The sequence below is a fragment of the Cellulosimicrobium cellulans genome, assembly GCF_042723955.1.
GTDB classification, from domain to species: Bacteria; Actinomycetota; Actinomycetes; order Actinomycetales; family Cellulomonadaceae; genus Cellulosimicrobium; species Cellulosimicrobium cellulans_H.
In genome coordinates this window covers 11,226-29,591 of the sequence record NZ_JBHXIC010000010.1, presented here as the reverse complement: position 1 = coordinate 29,591, position 18,366 = coordinate 11,226, and the positions used below count along the sequence as shown (strand labels likewise).

14 protein-coding genes and 1 pseudogene are annotated in these 18,366 nt (G+C 75.2%); 6 read left to right on the top strand and 9 right to left on the bottom strand.

Annotated features, from left to right (window positions below; all coding sequences use genetic code 11):
- The first annotated feature begins 37 nt into the window (after positions 1-37).
- Genes ACFWH7_RS04780 through ACFWH7_RS04760 form a run of 5 tightly spaced genes read left to right on the top strand, consistent with a single transcriptional unit; the run spans position 38 to position 6,816 of the window.
- The gene (locus ACFWH7_RS04780) at positions 38-2,047 is read left to right on the top strand and encodes a glycosyltransferase (protein WP_378215304.1); all 2,010 of its coding nucleotides are present in this window, start codon (positions 38-40) and stop codon (positions 2,045-2,047) included.
- Positions 2,044-3,456 (top strand): O-antigen ligase family protein, encoded by a 1,413-nt coding sequence (locus ACFWH7_RS04775; protein WP_378215303.1) that lies wholly within the window; start codon positions 2,044-2,046, stop codon positions 3,454-3,456. The genes ACFWH7_RS04780 and ACFWH7_RS04775 overlap by 4 nt, the downstream gene beginning before the upstream one ends.
- Positions 3,453-4,625, top strand: coding sequence for a glycosyltransferase family 4 protein (locus ACFWH7_RS04770; RefSeq protein WP_378215301.1), 1,173 nt, complete (start codon positions 3,453-3,455; stop codon positions 4,623-4,625). Before ACFWH7_RS04775 ends, ACFWH7_RS04770 begins: the two co-directional genes overlap by 4 nt.
- Positions 4,622-5,653 (top strand): glycosyltransferase family 4 protein, encoded by a 1,032-nt coding sequence (locus tag ACFWH7_RS04765; RefSeq protein WP_378215300.1) that lies wholly within the window; start codon positions 4,622-4,624, stop codon positions 5,651-5,653. Before ACFWH7_RS04770 ends, ACFWH7_RS04765 begins: the two co-directional genes overlap by 4 nt.
- A complete protein-coding gene (locus ACFWH7_RS04760) occupies positions 5,650-6,816 on the top strand; it encodes a glycosyltransferase (RefSeq protein ID WP_378215299.1) in 1,167 nt (388 codons plus the stop codon). The genes ACFWH7_RS04765 and ACFWH7_RS04760 overlap by 4 nt, the downstream gene beginning before the upstream one ends.
- On the opposite strand, the gene ACFWH7_RS04755 is transcribed toward ACFWH7_RS04760, so the two are convergent.
- The 7 genes from ACFWH7_RS04755 to ACFWH7_RS04725 all read right to left on the bottom strand — a co-directional run bounded on the left by ACFWH7_RS04755 (position 6,770) and on the right by ACFWH7_RS04725 (position 14,252).
- Complete coding sequence (locus ACFWH7_RS04755) at positions 6,770-7,972, bottom strand: glycosyltransferase (protein ID WP_378215298.1); 1,203 nt, start codon at positions 7,970-7,972, stop codon at positions 6,770-6,772. The genes ACFWH7_RS04760 and ACFWH7_RS04755 overlap by 47 nt on opposite strands.
- The gene (locus ACFWH7_RS04750; RefSeq protein WP_378215297.1) at positions 7,969-9,873 is read right to left on the bottom strand and encodes a polysaccharide biosynthesis tyrosine autokinase; all 1,905 of its coding nucleotides are present in this window, start codon (positions 9,871-9,873) and stop codon (positions 7,969-7,971) included. Before ACFWH7_RS04750 ends, ACFWH7_RS04755 begins: the two co-directional genes overlap by 4 nt.
- Entirely contained in the window at positions 9,870-11,036 is a 1,167-nt protein-coding gene (locus tag ACFWH7_RS04745) for a glycosyltransferase (protein WP_378215296.1), read from the bottom strand. Before ACFWH7_RS04745 ends, ACFWH7_RS04750 begins: the two co-directional genes overlap by 4 nt.
- 115 nt (positions 11,037-11,151) lie before the next feature.
- Positions 11,152-11,754: an aminoacyl-tRNA hydrolase gene (gene pth, locus ACFWH7_RS04740; protein WP_378215295.1), complete on the bottom strand. Its 603-nt coding sequence runs from the start codon at positions 11,752-11,754 to the stop codon at positions 11,152-11,154.
- A 156-nt stretch (positions 11,755-11,910) separates the two neighbouring features.
- Positions 11,911-12,513 (bottom strand): 50S ribosomal protein L25/general stress protein Ctc, encoded by a 603-nt coding sequence (locus ACFWH7_RS04735; protein ID WP_378215294.1) that lies wholly within the window; start codon positions 12,511-12,513, stop codon positions 11,911-11,913.
- A 305-nt stretch (positions 12,514-12,818) separates the two neighbouring features.
- The gene (locus ACFWH7_RS04730; RefSeq protein WP_378215293.1) at positions 12,819-13,547 is read right to left on the bottom strand and encodes a GOLPH3/VPS74 family protein; all 729 of its coding nucleotides are present in this window, start codon (positions 13,545-13,547) and stop codon (positions 12,819-12,821) included.
- A gap of 93 nt (positions 13,548-13,640) precedes the next feature.
- Positions 13,641-14,252, bottom strand: a complete 612-nt coding sequence (locus tag ACFWH7_RS04725) for an SIMPL domain-containing protein (RefSeq protein ID WP_378215292.1) — start codon at positions 14,250-14,252, stop codon at positions 13,641-13,643.
- A gap of 131 nt (positions 14,253-14,383) precedes the next feature.
- Here ACFWH7_RS04725 and ACFWH7_RS04720 point away from each other — a divergent pair, with 131 nt between their 5' ends.
- The gene (locus tag ACFWH7_RS04720) at positions 14,384-17,044 is read left to right on the top strand and encodes a hypothetical protein (RefSeq protein ID WP_378215290.1); all 2,661 of its coding nucleotides are present in this window, start codon (positions 14,384-14,386) and stop codon (positions 17,042-17,044) included.
- On the opposite strand, the gene ACFWH7_RS04715 is transcribed toward ACFWH7_RS04720, so the two are convergent.
- Positions 17,041-18,024, bottom strand: a complete 984-nt coding sequence (locus ACFWH7_RS04715) for a ribose-phosphate diphosphokinase (protein WP_378215288.1) — start codon at positions 18,022-18,024, stop codon at positions 17,041-17,043. The two genes, ACFWH7_RS04720 and ACFWH7_RS04715, sit on opposite strands and share 4 nt — an antisense overlap.
- Before the next feature lie 68 nt (positions 18,025-18,092).
- Positions 18,093-18,366: pseudogene (locus ACFWH7_RS04710) on the bottom strand (hypothetical protein); the annotation flags it as partial.

Sequence of the window (18,366 nt, the reverse complement as noted above, 5' to 3'; positions counted from 1 at the left end):
TGCGGGATCCGCGGCCTGCTGGGGGACAATCTCCCACATGAGGGTCCTCCGCGTCTCGCACAGCGCCGTGGTCGACGCCTGGCGCGAGCGCGAGCGCGAGCTGCGCGCGCGGGGGGTCGACGTCCGGCTGCTGTCGGCGTGCGCGTGGGACGAGGGCGGCACGACCGTCCGGCTCGTGCCGCGTCCCGGCGAGCCGGTGCGGGGCGTGCGGACGTTCGGGTCGCACCCGGCACTCTTCGTCTACGACCCGGTGCCCCTGTGGCGCGCGCTCGGGCAGCAGTGGGACGTGCTCGACGTGCACGAGGAGCCGTTCGCGCTCGCGACCGCGGAGATCCTCCTGCTGCGCCGGCTGCGCGCCGCCGTGTCGCGTCGCCCGGCCCCGCCGTTCGTCCTGTACTCCGCGCAGAACCTCGACAAGCGCTACCCGTGGCCGTTCCGGTCGTTCGAGGCACGTGCGCTGCGTGGCGCGGCGGCGGTCTCGGTCTGCAACGACGAAGCCGGTCGGATCGTGCGCGCCAAGGGCGCCCGGGGTCGCGTCGACACGATCCCGCTGGGCGTCGACCCGGAGGTCTTCGCGCCCGCGCCCGACGCCGGTCGGGTCGACCTGGACGCGGACCGCCTGCGCGTGGGGTACGCGGGACGGCTCGCGCGGCACAAGGGCGTCGACGTGCTCCTCGCGGCGGTGGCGGGAGACGACCGGCTCGACCTCGTGGTCGCGGGCGACGGACCGGACCGGGTGGCGCTCGAGGAGGCGGCACGCCCGCTCGGCGACCGGGTCCGGTTCGTCGGCGCGCTCGAGGGCGACGCGCTCGTCGCGTTCTACCGTTCGCTCGACGCGCTCGCCGTCCCGTCGCGCGAGACACCCGGCTGGGTCGAGCAGTTCGGGCGCGTCGCGGTCGAGGCCATGGCGTGCGGCGTCCCGGTCGTGGCGAGCCGCACGGGTGCGCTGCCCGACGTCGTGGGCGGCGCGGGTCTGCTCGTGACCCCGGACGACCCCGCCGCCCTGCGTGCCGCGCTCGGGCGCCTCCGCGACGACGGCGGCCTGGCCGACCGCCTGCGCGCGGCAGGGGCCGAGCGCGCGGCGTCGTGCTCGTGGGCCGAGGTCGCGCGCCGCTACGAGGAGCTCTATCTCGCCGCGGTCCGGGACGGGTCCGCCCGGGCACGCACGACCGTCGCCGACCGGGGTGACCCGTCCGCGGACGTGCCGCCCGAGGTCGTGGTCGTCGCCTACGGCTCGCCCGCGATGGTGCGCGACGCGCTCGCCCCGCTCGCCGGGAAGTATCCGATCACGGTCGTCGACAACTCGTCGCTGCCGGAGATCCGGGAGGTCACCGAGCTCGCGGGCGGACGCTACCTGGACCCGGGCCGCAACGGCGGGTTCGCGGCGGGTGTCAACCACGCGCTGGCCCACAGGGAGTTGCCGGGGGCCGACGTCCTGCTGCTCAACCCGGACGCCGTCGTCACACCGGAGGACGTCGAGACCCTGCACCGCGCGCTCCACGCCGCCCCGGGGACCGCGAGCGTGGGGCCGGAGCAGGTCGACGACGAGGGCGTCCGGGCGCGCGTCGTCTGGCCGTTCCCGTCCCCGGCGGCCACGTGGGTCGAGGCGGTCGGGCTCGCGCGGCTGCGCCGGACCCCGGCGGAGCGCTCGTTCGTCATCGGCTCGGTGCTGCTGCTCAACGCCGCCGCGGTGGACGACGTGGGGGGCTTCGACGAACGCTTCTTCCTGTACGCCGAGGAGACCGACTGGGCGTACCGCGCGGTCCGCGCGGGCTGGCGGCACCGGGTCGTGCCCGAGGCGCGCGCCCTGCATCTCGGCGGCGCGACGAGCACCGACCCGACGCGCCGGGAGACGCACTTCCACGCGTCGCAGGAGCGCTACCTGCGCAAGCACCACGGTCGCGCCGGCTGGGCGCTCGCGCGAGCGGGCGCGGTGGTCGGGGCCGCGGTGCGGTCCGTCGCGCTGCGGGGCGACGGGCAGGACACCGCCCGGCGCAGGCTACGGCTCTACCTCACCGGGCCGGTCCGCGCGGAGTCCTCCCTGTGAATCTCCCCGACGTCCGCCTGCCGCGACGGCGCCCCGTCCTCTACCGCGCACCGCGCGTCCGAGGTGCCGCGCTCGCCCGGACCCGGACCGTGGCGTCCTGGGTCGCGGGCGGGGCCGTCGTCGTCGCCCTGCTCGCCATGCTCGGGTTCGTGGTTCCCGCGCTGCAGACGGCGGCCGTCGCGGGCGCCCTGCTCGTGCTGATCGTCGGTCTCACCGCCTACGAGCCGGTGGCACTGCCGATCCTCGCGATGCCGGCACTCGTCGTGGTCCAGCGCGTCGGCGGCGGCGGCGTCGACCTCTCGCTCAGCGACTTCGCGCTGTTCGGCGCGTTCTGGTTCGCGCTCTTCTTCTCGCCGCGGCCCTTCTCGAAGCCCATGCGGGCGATGCTCTGGCTGTCGTTCGTCTACCAGGTCGCCACCCTCTTCACGGTCGTCGTCAACCCGTTCACCGCGAACGTCGTGGAGTGGTTCCACGCCTGGGTCTCGGTCGGGGGGGCACTCGTCCTCGGCTGGGCCGTCGGACGGTCTGGACGCGCGCGGCTCGGGCTGACGCTCTTCCTGGTCCCCTGCCTCGCCATCGCGGCGCAGACGTGCCTCGTCGCGCTCCAGCAGCTCGCCGCGGGAAACACCGGCCCGGTGTACATCGACTCGCCGATCGCGATGCACAAGAACTTCATCGGGTGCGTGCTCGCGTTCGCCGCCTTGACGGCCTACGCGAGGCCCTGGTGGGTCGGGTGGCCGCGCTGGTTCTCGCTCGGCGCGTTCTGGCTGTGCTCGCTCGGCGTGCTCGCGGCGCAGGCGCGACAAGCCCTCATCGGACTCGCGATCGGCATCATGCTCATCACGCTGCGTGGTGACCCCGACCGCAAGCGCTCGAAGCTCATCCTGCTCGCGGCGGTCCCGGCGATCTACTTCGTCGTGCTCGCGGTGCAGGAGCAGCTGGCGTCGGGGAACGAGTTCAACTCCGCCAACCAGCGCCTCACGTGGTACGCGGACTCGATCGACGTGTGGCAGCGCAGCCCGTGGGTCGGGATGGGGCTGCGCTGGTGGACCGCGGGGGTCACGGAGTTCGTCTTCCAGCCGCCCAACGTCGAGCTCGAGGTGCTGACGTCCGCCGGGATCGTCGGGCTGGTCGGCTTCCTCGTGCTGTTCCTCGGGGGGATGGGCGTGCTCTGGCGGATCAACCCGCGCTTCGGGACCCTCGCGTTCTCGATGCTCATGATGCGCTTCGTCCAGGGCCAGTTCGACCTGTTCTGGGTGTCCGTCCAGGTGACCGTCCCGTTCGTGATCGTCGGCGTGTGCCTGGGCGCCGAGTCGTACGCCGGGTCGCGGCAGCGCGCCCGCGACGTGACCGGTCGGGAGCTCCCTCTCGACGAGCTGCGATCCGTGCGGGAGATGGCCGAACGATGACCGACCTGCGGATCCTGCAGATCGCCCCCGAGATCGCCCCGGGAAGCGGCGTGGGCGGTGTCGCGCACCACCTGGAGGAGGCGTTCGAGCGCGCCGGCGTGGCGACCGGACGCTTCACGCTCGCGGACGCGCGGGGGGACTGGTTGCCCGAGCCCGGTCCGGGCGTGCGCGGGCGGCTCGTGCTCCTCGCTCGGGTCGTGTGGTTCTCCACGGTCGGGAGCGTCCTCGCGCGGCGCAGGATCGCGCGCGAGCGCCAGGCGCTCCGCGGCTCGGCGGACGCCCTCGTCTCGATCTGTCACAACGACGTCCTCGCCGGCGACGTGTACGTGAACCACGGCATCCTCCGGGTCGCCATGCGGGCGCGCGGCGGGTACGCGTGGCGCATGGTCCGCAACCCGCTGCACCTCTTCACCGCCGCCCGCGACGCGGTCCGGTACCGCGGCAGCTCGCACCGCGTCGTCGTCAACCTCACGCGGTCCGAGCGCGACGCGCTGCGCGGCACGTACCCGCGCCTGCGCGCCCGCACGGTCGTGATCGGCAACGGCGTGGACGTCGCGCGGTTCGCGCCGCCCGCGCCCGCCGAGCGCGCCCGCGCCCGCGCAGCGGCCGGCGTCCCCGAGGACGCCGTGCACGTGGTGTTCGTCGGCCACGAGTTCGACCGCAAGGGCCTCGACCTCCTGCTCGCCGCGGCCGCGGACCTGCCCGCCGTCCACGTGAGCGTCGTCGGCGGGACGCCCGACATGCTCGCCGACGTCCGGGCGCGGGTCGCCCGCCTCGGGACGACCGACCGCGTGCACCTCTCCGGCCGCGTCCCCGACCCGCTCCCCTGGCTCCACGCGGCCGACGCCCTCGCCCTGCCGAGCGCCTACGAGGCGAACGCGCTCGTCGTGCTCGAGGCGCTCGCGTGCGGCGTCCCGGTCGTCGCGACGCCCGTGGGCTACGCACCCGACGTGATCGAGGACGGCGTCACCGGGTGGTTGGTGGAGCGGACGGTCGACGGCGTCCGCACCGGTCTCGCGGCGGCCGCCGCCCTGGACGACGACGCGCGCCACGAGGTCGGCGCGAGGTGCCGCGCCGCCGCCGAGCGCCACGACTGGGACGCCGTCGCCCGCCGGTACCTCGAGCTCGCGACCGCCCTCACGACCCCACGATCGGAGCCGCACCCGTGAGGATCCTCCATGCCGTCCGGTCCGACGGCTTCGCCGGTGTCGAGCGGCACGTCGCCCGGCTCGCGCGCGCACAGTCGGCGGCGGGCCACGACGTGGCGGTCGTGGGCGGGGCGCCCGAGGGCATGCGCGCGACGGTGGGCGACCCGACCGTCCCCCTCCTCCCTGCTGCCTCGACCGGCGACGTGGTGCGCGCGCTGCGCCGTCACGGGGCCGCGGCCGACGTCGTGCACGTGCACATGACGGCCGCGGAGATCGCCGCGGCCGTCGCCGCCCGGACGACGCGCGGGCTCGCGCCCGTCGTCTCGACGCGCCACTTCGCGCGACGACGCGGCACCGGCGCACGCGGGCGGCTCGTCGCCGCCGTGGCGTCGTCGTCCGTCCGAGCGCAGATCGCCATCAGCCGGTACGTCGCCGAGCACGTCGAGGGCGCGAGCGTGGTCGTGCACCCGGGCGTGGACGACCGCCCGGACGGCCCCCGGGCGACCGAGCGCGACGCGGTGGTGCTGGTCGTCCAGCGGCTCGAGGCCGAGAAGCGCACCGACCTCGCGCTCGAGGCGTTCGCGGCGTCCGGGCTCGGGGGCCGCGGGTGGCGGCTCGAGGTCGCGGGCGACGGCGCGCAGCGGACGGCGCTCGAGGACCTCTCCCGGTCGCTCGGCATCGCCGGCGTCACGTCGTTCCTCGGGGCGCGCGACGACGTCGACGTCCTCCTGGGGCGCGCCGGCCTGCTCGTCGCGCCGTGCCCCGTGGAGGGCCTGGGCCTGAGCGTGCTCGAGGCGATGGCGAGCGGGCTGCCGGTCGTCGCCTCGGCGGCGGGCGGGCACCGCGAGACCCTCGGCGGGATCGACCCGCTCACGCTCTACCCCGCGCAGGACGCGGTCGCCGCCGGCCGTGCCCTGGTCGCCCTCGCGACCGACCCCGCGCGCCGGGACGCCTGCGCGGCTGCCGGGCGCGCCGCCCAGCGCGAACGCTTCACGCCCGCGGCGCAGGTCGCCGGGACGGACGCCGTCTACCGCACGGTGCTCGCGTGACGGGCGGCACGGGCACGGGCGACGTCGTCGTCCTGTCGCTCGAGCGCTGGGACGAGGTCTGGCGACGCAACCAGTACCTCGTCGCAGAGCTGTGCCGCGTCGACCCGACGGCTCGGGTCCTGTTCGTCGAGCCGGCGGCCGACCCGCTGCACCGGCTCAGCCGGCGCGGTGTCCCCCGCCCTGGCCGGGGGCTGCGCGCCGCGCTCGACCTGGACGGCGTCGCCCCGGGTCGAGTGCTCCTCCACGAGCCGACCAAGTGGCTCCCCCGCAAGGTCGACCCGCGCGTGGACTCTCGTCTCGCCCGGTCGGTCGAGCGGGTCGCGGCACGCGCAGGGCTGCGCCGTCCCGTGCTGTGGGTCAACGACCCGTCCGGCGCCGCCGTCGTGCGCCGCACGGGATGGCCCGCGCTCTACGACGTCACCGACGACTGGCTCGCGGCCGACCGCTCCCCCGCCGAGCACGCACGCCTCGTCGACGACGAGGCGACGCTGCTCGACCGGTGCGCCGAGGTGACGGTGTGCTCCGCCGGACTGGTCGACCGCAAGGGGGCGACCCGCGACGTGACCCTCCTGACGAACGGCGTCGACCTCGACCGCTACCGCCGCGCGTACCCCCGACCGGCCGACCTCCCGGCGGGCAGGGTCGCGCTCTACGTCGGGACCGTGCACCCCGACCGGTTCGACGTCCCGCTGCTGCTCGCCACGGCCCGGGCGCTGCAAGGGAGCGCCCGGGTGGTCCTCGTCGGGCCGGTGGTGGACCTCTCCCCCGCCGAGCACGCTGACCTCGCACGCGCGGGGGTGGCGCTCCTCGGGCCCCGCCCCTGGACCGACGTGCCCGCCTACCTGCGCCACGCCGACGTCCTCCTCGTCCCGCACGTCGTCGACGCGTTCACGGACAGCCTTGACCCCATCAAGCTCTACGAGTACCGAGCGGTCGAGCGGCCGGTGGTGTCCACGCCGGTGGCGGGGTTCCGGGACGAGCCCGGGGTACGGGTCGCGGCGGGCGAGGAGTTCCCGACGGCGGTGCTCGGCGCGCTCGACGGCGCGGCGCCACCGCGACCCGACCAGCTCGACACCGACCCGCCCGACGTCCCGACGTGGCGCGGTCAGGCCGCGCTCATGCGCGACGCGCTCGTCCGGACACGGTCGTCCAGACGTCCGTGAGCACGCGCGCCGTGCGCTCGACCGGAAACCGGCGCAACGCCGCCGTCCGCGCGCGCAGCGCACGCTCGCGGGCCGCGACCGGGTCGAGCAGCACGTCGAGGACGGCGGCGGCGAGCGCGTCGGCGTCGCCCGGCGGTACGAGGAGCCCGAGCGAGGGCGTACCCGCCTCGGGGTCGTCGAGGATCTCCTCGACGCCCCCCGCGCGCGTCGCGACGACCGGCACGCCGCGGACCATCGCCTCGACGACGACCTGCCCGAACGGCTCGGGCACGGGCGACGCGTGCACGCACACGGCGGCGCGATCGAGCTCCGCGCGCGGGTCGGGGACGAACCCGAGAAGGTCGACGTGGTCGTCGAGGCCGAGCCGCGTCACCTCTGCCCGGACCTGCGCGGCGTAGTCCTCGGCACCGAACGCCGGCTCGCCGACGACCCGCAGCCGAGCCGTCGGCGCGGCGTCCACGACCGTCCGCAGGGCGCGCACCGCCTCCAGCTGGCCCTTGGTCGGACTGATCCGGCCGACCATGACGACCACGGGGTCCGGCACGTCGGGTCGTGCGGCGAGCGCGCCCTCGGCGCCCGCCGCCTGCGCCGGCGCGAACCCGGGGTACGCGACCGCCGTCGTCACGGGCAGCGTCGCCGCCGTCGCGCGCGAGTTCGCGACCACCGCCGCCGGGACCCGGCGCGCCAGCCCGCGCACGACCCGGACGAGCGGGCCGGGCAGGTAGTCGGGAGCGATGCGGTCGTGGACGTGCCACACGAGGGGCCGGCGGGAGAGCGTCGCGGGCACGATCCCCAGGAGGTCCGCCTTGAGCGACGTGGTGTGCACGACGTCGGGACGCAGCACCCGCACGCGTCGCGCGAGCCGCCAGAGGAAGGGGATCATGCGGAGGGCGCCCGTGACGGTCGCGGCGGACAGCCGTCCCGCCGACTCTCGGTCCGCGGTCGCCACGGAGGGCGAGAGCGGCACGACCTCGACCCGGACCCCGAGGTCCTCGAGGTGCGCACGCAGGGGGCCGTCGGCGAAGAGCAGCACCCGGACGTCCACGTCGGGCCTGAGCGCCGCGCACGTGCGCACGAGCGCGAGCTCAGCCCCGCCCAGCTCCGCCGTGTGGTCGAGCACGAGGACCCGGAGCGGTGGACCGCCCGGGACCGTCACCACCGGAAGGGGCGCTTGCGCTCGTCGGGTGCGCTCTCGTCACCGGTCTCCTCCGGCGTGGCCGGCTCGACCTTGCTCCACGCCGGGGCCAGCACCGCGCGCCGCTTGCCGCGGGCATGCGGCTCCCCGGGGTCGGTCGCGCTCTCGGGCACCGGTGCACCACCGACCGGTGCGGCGGGCGGCGTTGTCGAGCGACCCGACGTGTCGTCGACCGGGACCGCGGCGGCGGCGACCGACGCGCGTCGCGTCCCGACGGGCTGCTGTGCGTCGTCCCCGGCAGGCTCGGTCTCCGACGTGCCGGAGCGCACCGGCACGGACAGCGCGAGCGCCACCTCGGCACCCTCGGCGAGGCCCGCCTCGGCGGTGCTTCGCGTGGTGGAGGTAACCGGCGCCGCGGCCGCCTGGACGACGCCCTCGCCCACCTCCTGCTCGGCGTCGTCGCCGTACGTCGAGGCGTAGAGCATGCGCCGGTCGCCCGTGACCCCGGTCAGCGCGATGCCCAGCAGCGGGACGTTGCTGACGCGCAGCCGCTCGACCGCCTCGGCGAGCACCGCACGGTCGGTACGACCCGCCGAGGCGATGAGGACGACGCCGTTCGCGTAGCCGCCGAGGATCGTCGCGTCGGCCGCCGCCAGGACGGGAGGCGCGTCCACCACGACGACCTCCGCGTGGTCGCGCAGGCTCCGGACGAGTCCTCGCGCCCGCTCCGTGGCGAGGAAGTCGGCGGGATCCATCTCCTCCTCGGGCACCGGCATGACGCGCAGGTTCGGCACCGCTGTCGGGCGCAGCTCCTGGTCCTGCCCGGCCCAGTCCTCGGGGGCCGGGAGCATGCGGTCGAGCTGTGGGCGCCGCAGGTCGCCCGACAGCGCCACGGTGCGTCGCCCGCTGAGCGCGAACGACGCCGCGAGGTTGGCTGTGATGAACGAGCGCGGGGCTGACGGGTCTGCCGCCGTGACGACGACGACCGCGTGCTTCATCCCGGCCGTGGAGACCTGCACGGCGGTGCGCAGCTCGCGGATGGACTCCGTGAACGGCGTCGCCACCTTGCTCGCGACGGGCAGCGCGTGCGTGTGGGCGAACTCCTTCTCCGCCGGGCGCGTGCCGTAGAGCTCCGCGAGGACGGGCGTCTCGGTGAGCCGCGTGGACTCGGCCGCGCTCCGGACGCGGACGTCGAGCCCGCGACGAGCGAACGCGAGCCCGATCCCGGCGACCAGGCCGACGAGGATCGCGAGCGCGAGCACCGTGGCGCGGGACAGGCCGAGCGCCTCCGAACCCGTTGCCGGCATGACAACCTCGCCCGGGACGGCGATCCCGCGCAGCGAGTTGATCTGGACGGTGAGCGCGGAGTAGTCGCCCACGATGATGTCCTGCTCGGCGAGCGCGAGGGGGTCCTCGCCGTCCGCGGCGAGGCGCTGCCGCACGCCCGTGAGCTGCTCGGCCAGCGCCTGCCGGCGTGCCTCGAGCTCAGTGGCCTGCGCCCCCTGGATGATCACGAGCTGGGCTGCGTACGCGTCCGCGAACGCGTTGGCGACCTCCACGGACCAGGCCTCGTCCGGGGTCGTCGCCTTGACGGCGACCGTCTTGCTCTCGCCGTCCACATCGGCCTCCACCAGGGCCGCCAGCTCGTCGGCGGAGCTCGCCGGCTCCCCGAGCGCGGTCGCGGCTGCGGCCGCCACCTCGGGCGACGTCACGTCGTCGGGGTCCGTGGCCACGGTCACCTCGACGAGCGACTCACCGCCCTGCGCGCTCTGCACGCCGTAGAGCTGTACCGTCGCGGTCGCGCGGTACATCGTCTCCTGACGGGCGAGGTAGAACAGCGCACCCGCGACCACGACCAGGACGGCGGCGAGCACGTAGTACTTGCCCGCCCAGATCGTGCGGAGGAACTCCCTGATCGTCATCGCTGTGCTCTCCCCCCGCCGGGTCGGCCCGCGCCGACGGTGCGGTCCTGCTGCTGGGCCACCACGCCGCGCAGCCGCTCGACGAACCGGTCGCGGCCGAACGTCGCGACGTGCGCCGTGACGGCGCCATCATCCCACGGGCGCCCCGCCGCGACCTCGATCGCCTCCGCGACGAGACCCGGACGCGGCGCGTCGAAGAAGACGCCGTTGACGCCGTCCACCACGGTGTCGAGGTACCCGCCGTCGCGCAGGACCACGCTCGGGCGGCCGAACGCCCCGGCCTCGAGCGGCGAGAGGCCGTAGTCCTCGTACGACGCCGCGACGAGCGCCGCCGCGTTCCGGTAGACCCAGCGCAGGGTGGCGTCGTCGACGCGGCCGAGCAGGTGCACGCGGCCGCCCCCGCGGGACGCCTGCGCCTCGAGCCGCGCGCGGTCCGGGCCGTCGCCGACGACGACGAGCTCGCGCCCGGTCTCGAGGGCCGCCTCGACGACGACGTCGACGTTCTTGTACGGCAGGAGTCGTGCCACGCACAGGAGGAAGCCGGGCGCCACGCCGGGGACCGCGCGCTCCTCGCCGTCCGGCAGCATCGCGGGCGGCGGTGCGAGCACCTCGGCCTCGATGCCGTAGGCGTCACGGATCGCGCGTTGCGTCACCGTCGAGTTGGCGAGGTAGACGTCCGCGCGGCGTGCGGCGGCGGCGTCCCAGCGACGCAGTCCCGGGGAGAGGAGGCCGAGGGCGGCGGCCGCGGCCCCCCGTCGCGCGCGGTGCGCGGGAGAGCCCTCCGCGGGCCCGAGGTACCGGTCGCGCTGGTAGAGCCAGCGGGCCGGCGCGTGGCAGTAGACGACCGTGCGCCCCGCCCCGCGGTAGCCGTGGGCCCAGCCCGTGGAGGACGCGAGCAGGACGTCCGCCTCGACGCGCTGCCGGTCGACGGCGGGCGCGAGGAACGGGAGCGCGACCCGGTGGTGGCGGCGCAGGAGCGCGGCCCGGTCGAGGGCGGAGGTGCGCAGGTCGAGGGAGCCGAACTCGGGGAACGTGCCGGCCGGGTCGTAGAGCGTCGTGTACATCGGCGAGCCCGGGAACGCGTCCGCGAGCAGCAGCGCGACTCGCTCGGCGCCGCCACGCTGGGTCGCGTAGTCGTGCGCGAGCGCGACACCGTGGGTCATCGGCCCTCCCTCGCGAACGCAGGCACTCAGCCTAGGTCGGAGGGACCGCCGCAGGTGGGGGACGAAGCGACGTCACCCGGGTGAAAACGGGCGTCCTGACCCGCTCCGTACGACGCTACGCCCGCGTGTGGTACTTCCCCTGGGCGGCGAGCAGGCCCTCGGTGAGCAGCATCTCGACCGCGTCCGCGGCGTCGTCGAGCAGGAACGGGAGCTCCTTGGCCTCGGGGCCCTTGAAGTCCTTGAGCACGAAGTCGGCGGTATCCTGGCGGCCCGGGGGGCGGCCGACGCCCCCGCGCACACGGACGTAATCCTTGGTGCCCAGGGCCTTGCTGATGTCGCGCAGGCCGTTGTGGCCGCCCTCGCCGCCGCCGATCTTCAGCTTCACGGCGCCGAACGGGATGTCGACCTCGTCGTGGACCACGACGACGTGGTCCGGGTCGATCCCGTAGTACTTCGCGAGCCCCGACACCGGGCCGCCCGAGACGTTCATGTACGTCGTCGGCTTGGCCAGGACGACGCGCGGCCCGGGTCGTCCGCCGGGCAGCATCCCGATGCGGGCCTCGGCGACGGCGGCCTGCGCGCGCGGGTGGCGCGCGAACCGGGCGGCGGCGCGTCCCGCGAGGACGTCGAGGACCATGTGGCCCAGGTTGTGGCGGTTTCCCGCGTACGTCGGCCCGGGGTTGCCGAGCCCGACGACGAGCCACGGCTGGTCGGTCATGTCGTCTCTCGTCCTTCGTCCGGGTCCCGCGCGGGGCGGCACGCTGCTGCGGGTGGGTACGGGGCGGTCTGCGGTGCGGGCGCACGGACGCCCGGCACCGTCACGGTACCGGGCGTCCGACGCGGGTCGTCGTGGCGTCAGCCGACGACGGGAGGATCACTCCGCGGCGGCCTCGGCGGGAGCCTCCGCGGCAGCCTCGGCGGCCTCGTCCTCGGTCGCCTCGGCCTGCGGCTCGGTGACCGACACGACGAGGAGCTCGGCGTCCGCGGTGAGCGTGGCGCCCTGCGGGAGCTTCACGTCACCGGCGAGGATCTGCGAGCCGGCCTCGAGGCCCTCGATGGAGACCTCGATCGACTCGGGCAGGTGCGTCGCCTCGGCCTCGATGGCGAGCGTCTGCAGGTCGACGAGGTGGATGGTGCCGGGGGCGGACTCGCCGGTGACGACGACGGGGACGTCGACGGCGACCTTCTCGCCCTTCTTCACGATGAGCAGGTCGACGTGCTCGATGACGTTGCGGACCGGCTCGCGCTGGACGTCCTTGGCGATCGCGAGCTGGGCCTTGCCGTCGAGCTCGATCGAGAACAGCGCGTTCGAGTGCTTGAGCGCCATCATCGTCTCATGCCCCGGCAGGGTCACGTGCAGCGGGTCGGTGCCGTGGCCGTAGAGGACCGCAGGAATCTTGCCGGCGCGGCGGACGCGGCGGGCGGCACCCTTGCCGAACTCGGTGCGGGCCTCGGCGGCGAGCTTGATCTCAGACACGTGGATCACTCCTGGAAGAACGTTGCGGGCCGGCCACCAGTGGGGAGCGGTCGGCTGTCCGGACGGTTGAGAGGGCCACCCGGACGGGCGGCTGCGTCGGCGCGGGACGTGTGACGGGCGCGCAGGAGGACGACCGCCCAGTCGATAACGGAGATCCAACAGGTCTGGCTGACACTCGCGGTCCCGCGCCGCCGGTGTGCTCACCGGTCCAGCGCTGCCGGCCGTCAGACGTCCCTCGCCGAGGCAACCTGACTACTGTACCCGGGCGGGACGGTGGGACGAAACCCGCGCCCGCTCTTCCGTCGTCAGCTCGTCGCCGCTGCCGTCGTGGCGACCGTGGCGCCCACGAGGATCGCCGCGGTGATCTCCTCGACGTAGGCGCGCACGGCCTCGCTCGCCCAGCTCTGCCGCGCGATCTCCTTCGCGCGCGCGTCGACGGAGCGGCGGCGCGACCCGGACAGGCCGACCCCGCCGTCGACGACGGCCGGAGCTCCACGGCCGTCGCCCGCGGCCAGCACGCGGCCCGCCTGCCCGGTCGCGGCGAGGATCGCGACCAGGGCGGCCGTGCGCTGGTCCGGCGCACCGCCGTCGACCAGGACGCGCCACAGGTCGGCGCGGACGCCGTCCTCGTGCCGGGTGTCGGCGGCCGGCCAGCGCGTGGTGGGGAAGATCCCCAGCACGCGCCCCTCCTCGCGGCGCAGGACGCCGCGCTCCGCGAGCGACCCGATCGCGCGGGACGCCGGCTTGAGCTTCGCGAGGGGCGCCACGAGCGCCTTGGGCTTCGACCCCTCGCGCGACCGCACGACGTCGAGAGCCTCGTCGAGCAGCGCGTTGCCCGTCGGTGACGGGTCCCGCACCACGATCCGGCCGACGCGCCCGCCGTCGCCGTCGCCGGCGAGGTCGGCGCGGCCCAGGAGCGCCAGCTCGACGAGGAGCGCCCCCGCGGCGACCTGCTCGCGGTACGAGGCGTCGACGACGGTCTTCCCGGTCACGTCGTCGAGCGTGAGCAGCAGGTAGTCCTCGAGGATGAGCATGGTCCTCACGCTACGGCGCGCGAGGACCGGGAACACCTGCCTTTTGTCATGGCCCGGGCGTGCGGCCCTCACGGTCGCGCGCTCTCCGGGAGCTCAGTCCGCGAGCTCCCAACGCACGGTCACGCTCGCGCGGACCTCCTGCGTGCCGGGCTCGACGACGAGTGCGTCGCTCGCGGCCTTGGCGGCCATCAGGCGCGGCATCGGGCCAGGCCCGCCCGTGTCCTCGCGGACCTCGACGACCGGGCCGAGCGAGCGGCCCGCCAGCCGCGCGTACTGCTCGGCGCGCGAGCGCGCGTCGGCGAAGGCGGCGTCGCGCGCCGCGACGGCGAGCGGTCCCGGGTCGCCGACGGCGAGGCTCGTCGAGTCCAGCCGCGCGACGGGCCCGGCCGCGTCGAGGGCGGCGCGGACGATCTCCCCGCACGCCGCGACGTCGCGCACGGTCGCACGCAGGGTGAGCCGCGCCGTCGTGCGCGGGCCGTCGTCGCGCTGCTCGGTCCAGGTCGACGTCTGCGACGTGCGCACGTCCGCGGGGTCGACGCCCGCCGCGACGAGCGCGTCACGCGCCGCGGCGAGCCCCGTGTTCGCCCGGTCGAGGGCCTCCTGGACGCCGGGCGCGCTCGACTCCGCGCCCAGCTCGACGACCGCGACGTCCGGCGCCGCGGTCACCGCCCCCTGTCCGGTGGTGGTCACTCCCGATGCGCTCATGGCGGCCATGCTCGCACGGGTGGGCGAGTGCCGCCCCGAATTCACCCGCGCGCACCCTGCACGAACGGCTCCCGGCTGCCACTCTCCTGGTGGGGGCACCACGTCGCGACAGCAGAGCGCCGGAGGTCCGCATGCGCCGTGTCCTCATCACCGTGGCCGTTCTGCTCGGAGCCCTCGCCCCGTGCGCCCCGGCGTCGGCCGACAACGCGCCCGACGAGGAACCGCGCACGCCTCATGCGTGCAGCGAGGCGCTCGCACTGGTCGACGGCGCCCGCCCCGGTGACGCACAGACCCTGATCGACGCGTACCGGTCGAGCTCTCTGTCCGGCAGCGGGGTGACCGAGCTCGACGAGGATCGGGCGTGCGACGACGCGTACGCGGCGGCCGGCGCCGCGATCTCGACCGCCCAGGACGTGGCCGACGACGCGAGGCTCCTGGTGCCCGGTGGCGAGCCGCCCGCGTCGGGCTCGTCGGGGTCGTGGGCGGCGGCCACGGCTCGGGCCGAGCAGGCGCTCGCGATCGACGAGCAGAACGTCACCGCCGCCGAGGTGCTCCAGGACGCGCCGCAAGCTGCCACCGAGCGAATCGGCCGGGCATGGCGCACGTTCGTGGAGTCGGTCGAGCCGCTCGGCACTCCTCTGCTCGCTCTCGGGGTCGCGGTCCTGTTGCTCGCCGTGCTCGCTCGCGCCATCTTGCCCACCACGCTGCACTGGCCCGTCCTGACGACACGGCAACGCTGCGCGGCCACCGTCGCGGGCTGGGTCGCCCTCGTGTCCGGTGCCGCGCTACTCGTCTGGGGCCCTCCTGCCGCGACCGCACCGTGGTCTGCCGGCGACGCACGCGCCGGCGGCGTCGTCACCGGAGTGCTCGTGCTCGTCACGCTGGGCGCCGGCATCGCCGCTGCGTGGCTCGCCCGCGACGCGCGTCAAGGCGCGCCCTCCAACGGCACGGCGAGTGCCGGGTGGCCGAGCGTCCTCGCCGCGCTCTCACTGGCCACGATCCTGCTCGGTGGCCTCGGGCTCGCCGCGAGCGTGCTCGACATCGTCGTCGGGGTCCGAGAGCTCGGGCTCGTCGGCACGCTCCTGCCCGGTACGGCTGCCGCGGGGCTCGGGGTGCTGCTGACCGGGACGGTCCTCGCGACCAGGCTGCGACTGACGGTCGACGTCACGTCGGACAGCGGCGACCGGTCGTCGTCCGAGGACGGGTCCGGTGGCGGCCACCTCGTCGCACTTCTCGCCGAGCTCGGTGCCGAACCGCCTCGGGGCCTCGAGACCCCGACGGCCACCGACATCAACACCCTGGGCGGGTCGACGCTCACCGAGCTGCCGCAGCAGGCGTTCGCCAAGGCGGCCCTGACCGTGGTGCAGTGGCTCCTCGGGTCCGTGCCCTGGCGCGTCCGGGTCGGGGTGACCAGTCCCGACAACCTGTCCGTCGTCGTCACGCGCAACGGACGAGCGGCAGGTTCTGCCGTCGTCGACCGTGCCCGCATCCTGGGATCCGAGACCAAGAGCCCCGAGACGGCCGAGGTCTCCGCCAAGATCGACCTGCACCGCGCCGCCGCGGCCGTCGTGCTCATGACACTCTCGCGCCACCACCCCGGCTTCGAAGGACTGTGCGGCGCGACGGAGTGGCGCAGCCTCGCGCTCTACTACGTCGCCCAGACTGACCTCGCCGCGACCTCCGAGCACAAGAGGTCCCTCCTGGCACGGGCGGTAAGCCTCGACCCGGCGAACGACCTCGCCCAGGTCGCGTTCGCGAACGCCACCGCCCGGCGCGACACCACGCGCGAGGACCTGGACGACTACAGACGGTGGCTCGATGCCTTCGTCGGTCGCACAGAGGGGCTCGACGGCTACCGCTCCCTGCGCCTGCGCGCGCTGTACTCGCGCGCGGTCGTCGCGACCAACGCGTGCTTCGCTGCGCACCGAGACACGACACCTCCGGTCGGGCATCTCGACACCGGTGCCAGGAGAGCGGTCCGCGAGCTTCTCGCGTCCCTGGGCGAGGAGCGCGCCGCCGGACGCGAGGACGCGCTCGTGCAGAGGCTCCGGGACGCCGCCGAGACCATGTACCACCAGGCGATCGCCGACGGAGCCGGCAGCGAAGGGGTGTCGGCCCCACGGGCGGGATCGCCGGACCCCGAGTCCGTGCAGGGCGACGACCTGCGGGTCGCTTACACCCAGGCGACGGGCGAGGAGCCGCGGCCTCTCACCACCGCCCCGCGGTTCTGCGCGACTCCCATGGGGGACTACAACCTCGCCTGCACCTACGCGATCCGGCGGCCGTTGCAGGACGTGGACGCGCGGCGCGCCACTGAACATCTGCGCCGCGCGGTCGAGCTCCCGGGGATGCTCGGCTGGCTGCACAAGGACCCCATGCTGACGGCCTACCGGGGACGTCCGGAGTACCTCGACGAGTTCGGCACCGACCCCGCCGGCCTGCTCGACGTCCAGCCGTTCGCACGGCACGCCGACCCGTTGCGCGCCGCGGGCCTCACGACGACGGAGCGGATCCTCGCGCGTCGCCCACCCGTCCTGAGCACCGATCTCGCGACCACGCCCGAGGCGGTCGCGGAGCTCCGCGCGGCAGCGCACCTGGTGGAGGATCTCCCCGAGGCACGAGGCCGCCACGACGTCGCGGACGTGCTGCTCACCCACGACGTGGCCACCGTCAGCCCCACGAACCCCGAGCTGCCCGCGAAGGTCGTCACCGCCGTCCGCGATCGGATCGGGCGCACGCGCCTCGACCCGACCGACCGCGAACGGTGGGCGACCTGGCTGGGACGGACCTAGCTGTTGCCGTCGAAGAGCGAGGTGACCGACCCGTCGTCGAACACCTCGCGGATGGCGCGCGCGACGAGCGGCGCGATGGAGAGCACGGTGAGCTGCGGGAACTGCTTCTCCGCGGCGATGGGCAGGGTGTCCGTGATGACGACCTCGCTCGCCCCGCACTCCGAGAGGCGCTGCGCCGCCGGGTCGGACAGCACGCCGTGCGTCGCGGCCACGATGACCGACCGCGCACCGGCGGCGAGGATGACGCGCACCGCCTCGGCGATCGTGCCACCGGTGTCGATGAGGTCGTCGACGAGCACGCAGTCGCGGCCCTCGACCTCGCCGACGACGCGGTTCGCGACGGCCTGGTTGGGGCGCGTGATGTCGCGCGTCTTGTGCACGAAAGCGAGCGGGCCGCCGCCGAGCTTGGCCGCCCACTGCTCGGCGACGCGGATGCGGCCGGCGTCGGGCGAGACGACCGTGACGTTCGAGGTGTCGACGCGCGTGCGGACGTAGTCCGTGAGGATCGGCATCGCCCACAGGTGGTCGACGGGACCGTCGAAGAAGCCCTGCGTCTGCGCGGCGTGCAGGTCGACGCTCATGAGGCGGTCGGCGCCCGCCGCGGTGAACAGGTCGGACATGAGGCGGGCCGAGATCGGCTCGCGGCCACGGTGCTTCTTGTCCTGGCGGGCGTAGCCGTAGAACGGCTGGACGACCGTGATGGTGCGGGCCGAGGCGCGCTTCGCGGCGTCGACCATGAGCAGCTGCTCCATGATCCACTGGTTGATCGGTGCGGTGTGGCTCTGGAGGATGAAGACGTCGGCGCCGCGCACCGACTCGCCGAACCGGACGTAGATCTCGCCGTTCGCGAAGTCGTACGCGGTCGTGGGCAGCAGGTCGATGCCCAGCTCCCGCGCGACGTCGTTGGCGAGCTCGGGGTGCGCGCGCCCCGAGGCGAGGACGAGGGACTTCTCCCCGTTTCCGGCGATCGTGCTGCTCATACCAGTGGGTTCCTTCGGTGGTGTTTCCGGGTGCGGGGTAGGTCTGAGGAGGTCTCGGCCGGACGCGGTCAGTCTGCCGTGGTCGCGGAACGACCGCCACGCAGCGCCTCGAGCGTGTGCTCCAGCTCCGGGCCGGGGGGCGGCGGGGTCGGGCGCTCGGCCGTCGCGGCGGCGCTCTGGTCCGCGAGCTGGGCCTGCGCCTGCGCGCCGAGCGGCGGGGCCTCAGGGTCGCTCGCGCGCGCGGCGCCCGCGGCCGCCGGGGGGGGGCGGGCGGGGGCGGGTCCCGCACCCCCCCACCCGCCCGAGGGGCGGAGCGCGCGCGGCCCCCGCCTGCGCGCCCCC

Excerpts from the sequence above, each read along its gene's own strand:
- ACFWH7_RS04780 (WP_378215304.1), top strand. The coding sequence starts at position 38 with ATGAGGGTCCTCCGCGTCTCGCACAGCGCCGTGGTCGACGCCTGGCGC.
- ACFWH7_RS04770 (WP_378215301.1), top strand. The coding sequence starts at position 3,453 with ATGACCGACCTGCGGATCCTGCAGATCGCCCCCGAGATCGCCCCGGGA.
- ACFWH7_RS04750 (WP_378215297.1), bottom strand. The coding sequence starts at position 9,873 with ATGACGATCAGGGAGTTCCTCCGCACGATCTGGGCGGGCAAGTACTAC.
- ACFWH7_RS04745 (WP_378215296.1), bottom strand. The coding sequence starts at position 11,036 with ATGACCCACGGTGTCGCGCTCGCGCACGACTACGCGACCCAGCGTGGC.
- pth (WP_378215295.1), bottom strand. The coding sequence starts at position 11,754 with ATGACCGACCAGCCGTGGCTCGTCGTCGGGCTCGGCAACCCCGGGCCG.
- ACFWH7_RS04730 (WP_378215293.1), bottom strand. The coding sequence starts at position 13,547 with ATGCTCATCCTCGAGGACTACCTGCTGCTCACGCTCGACGACGTGACC.
- ACFWH7_RS04725 (WP_378215292.1), bottom strand. The coding sequence starts at position 14,252 with ATGAGCGCATCGGGAGTGACCACCACCGGACAGGGGGCGGTGACCGCG.
- ACFWH7_RS04720 (WP_378215290.1), top strand. The coding sequence starts at position 14,384 with ATGCGCCGTGTCCTCATCACCGTGGCCGTTCTGCTCGGAGCCCTCGCC.
- ACFWH7_RS04715 (WP_378215288.1), bottom strand. The coding sequence starts at position 18,024 with ATGAGCAGCACGATCGCCGGAAACGGGGAGAAGTCCCTCGTCCTCGCC.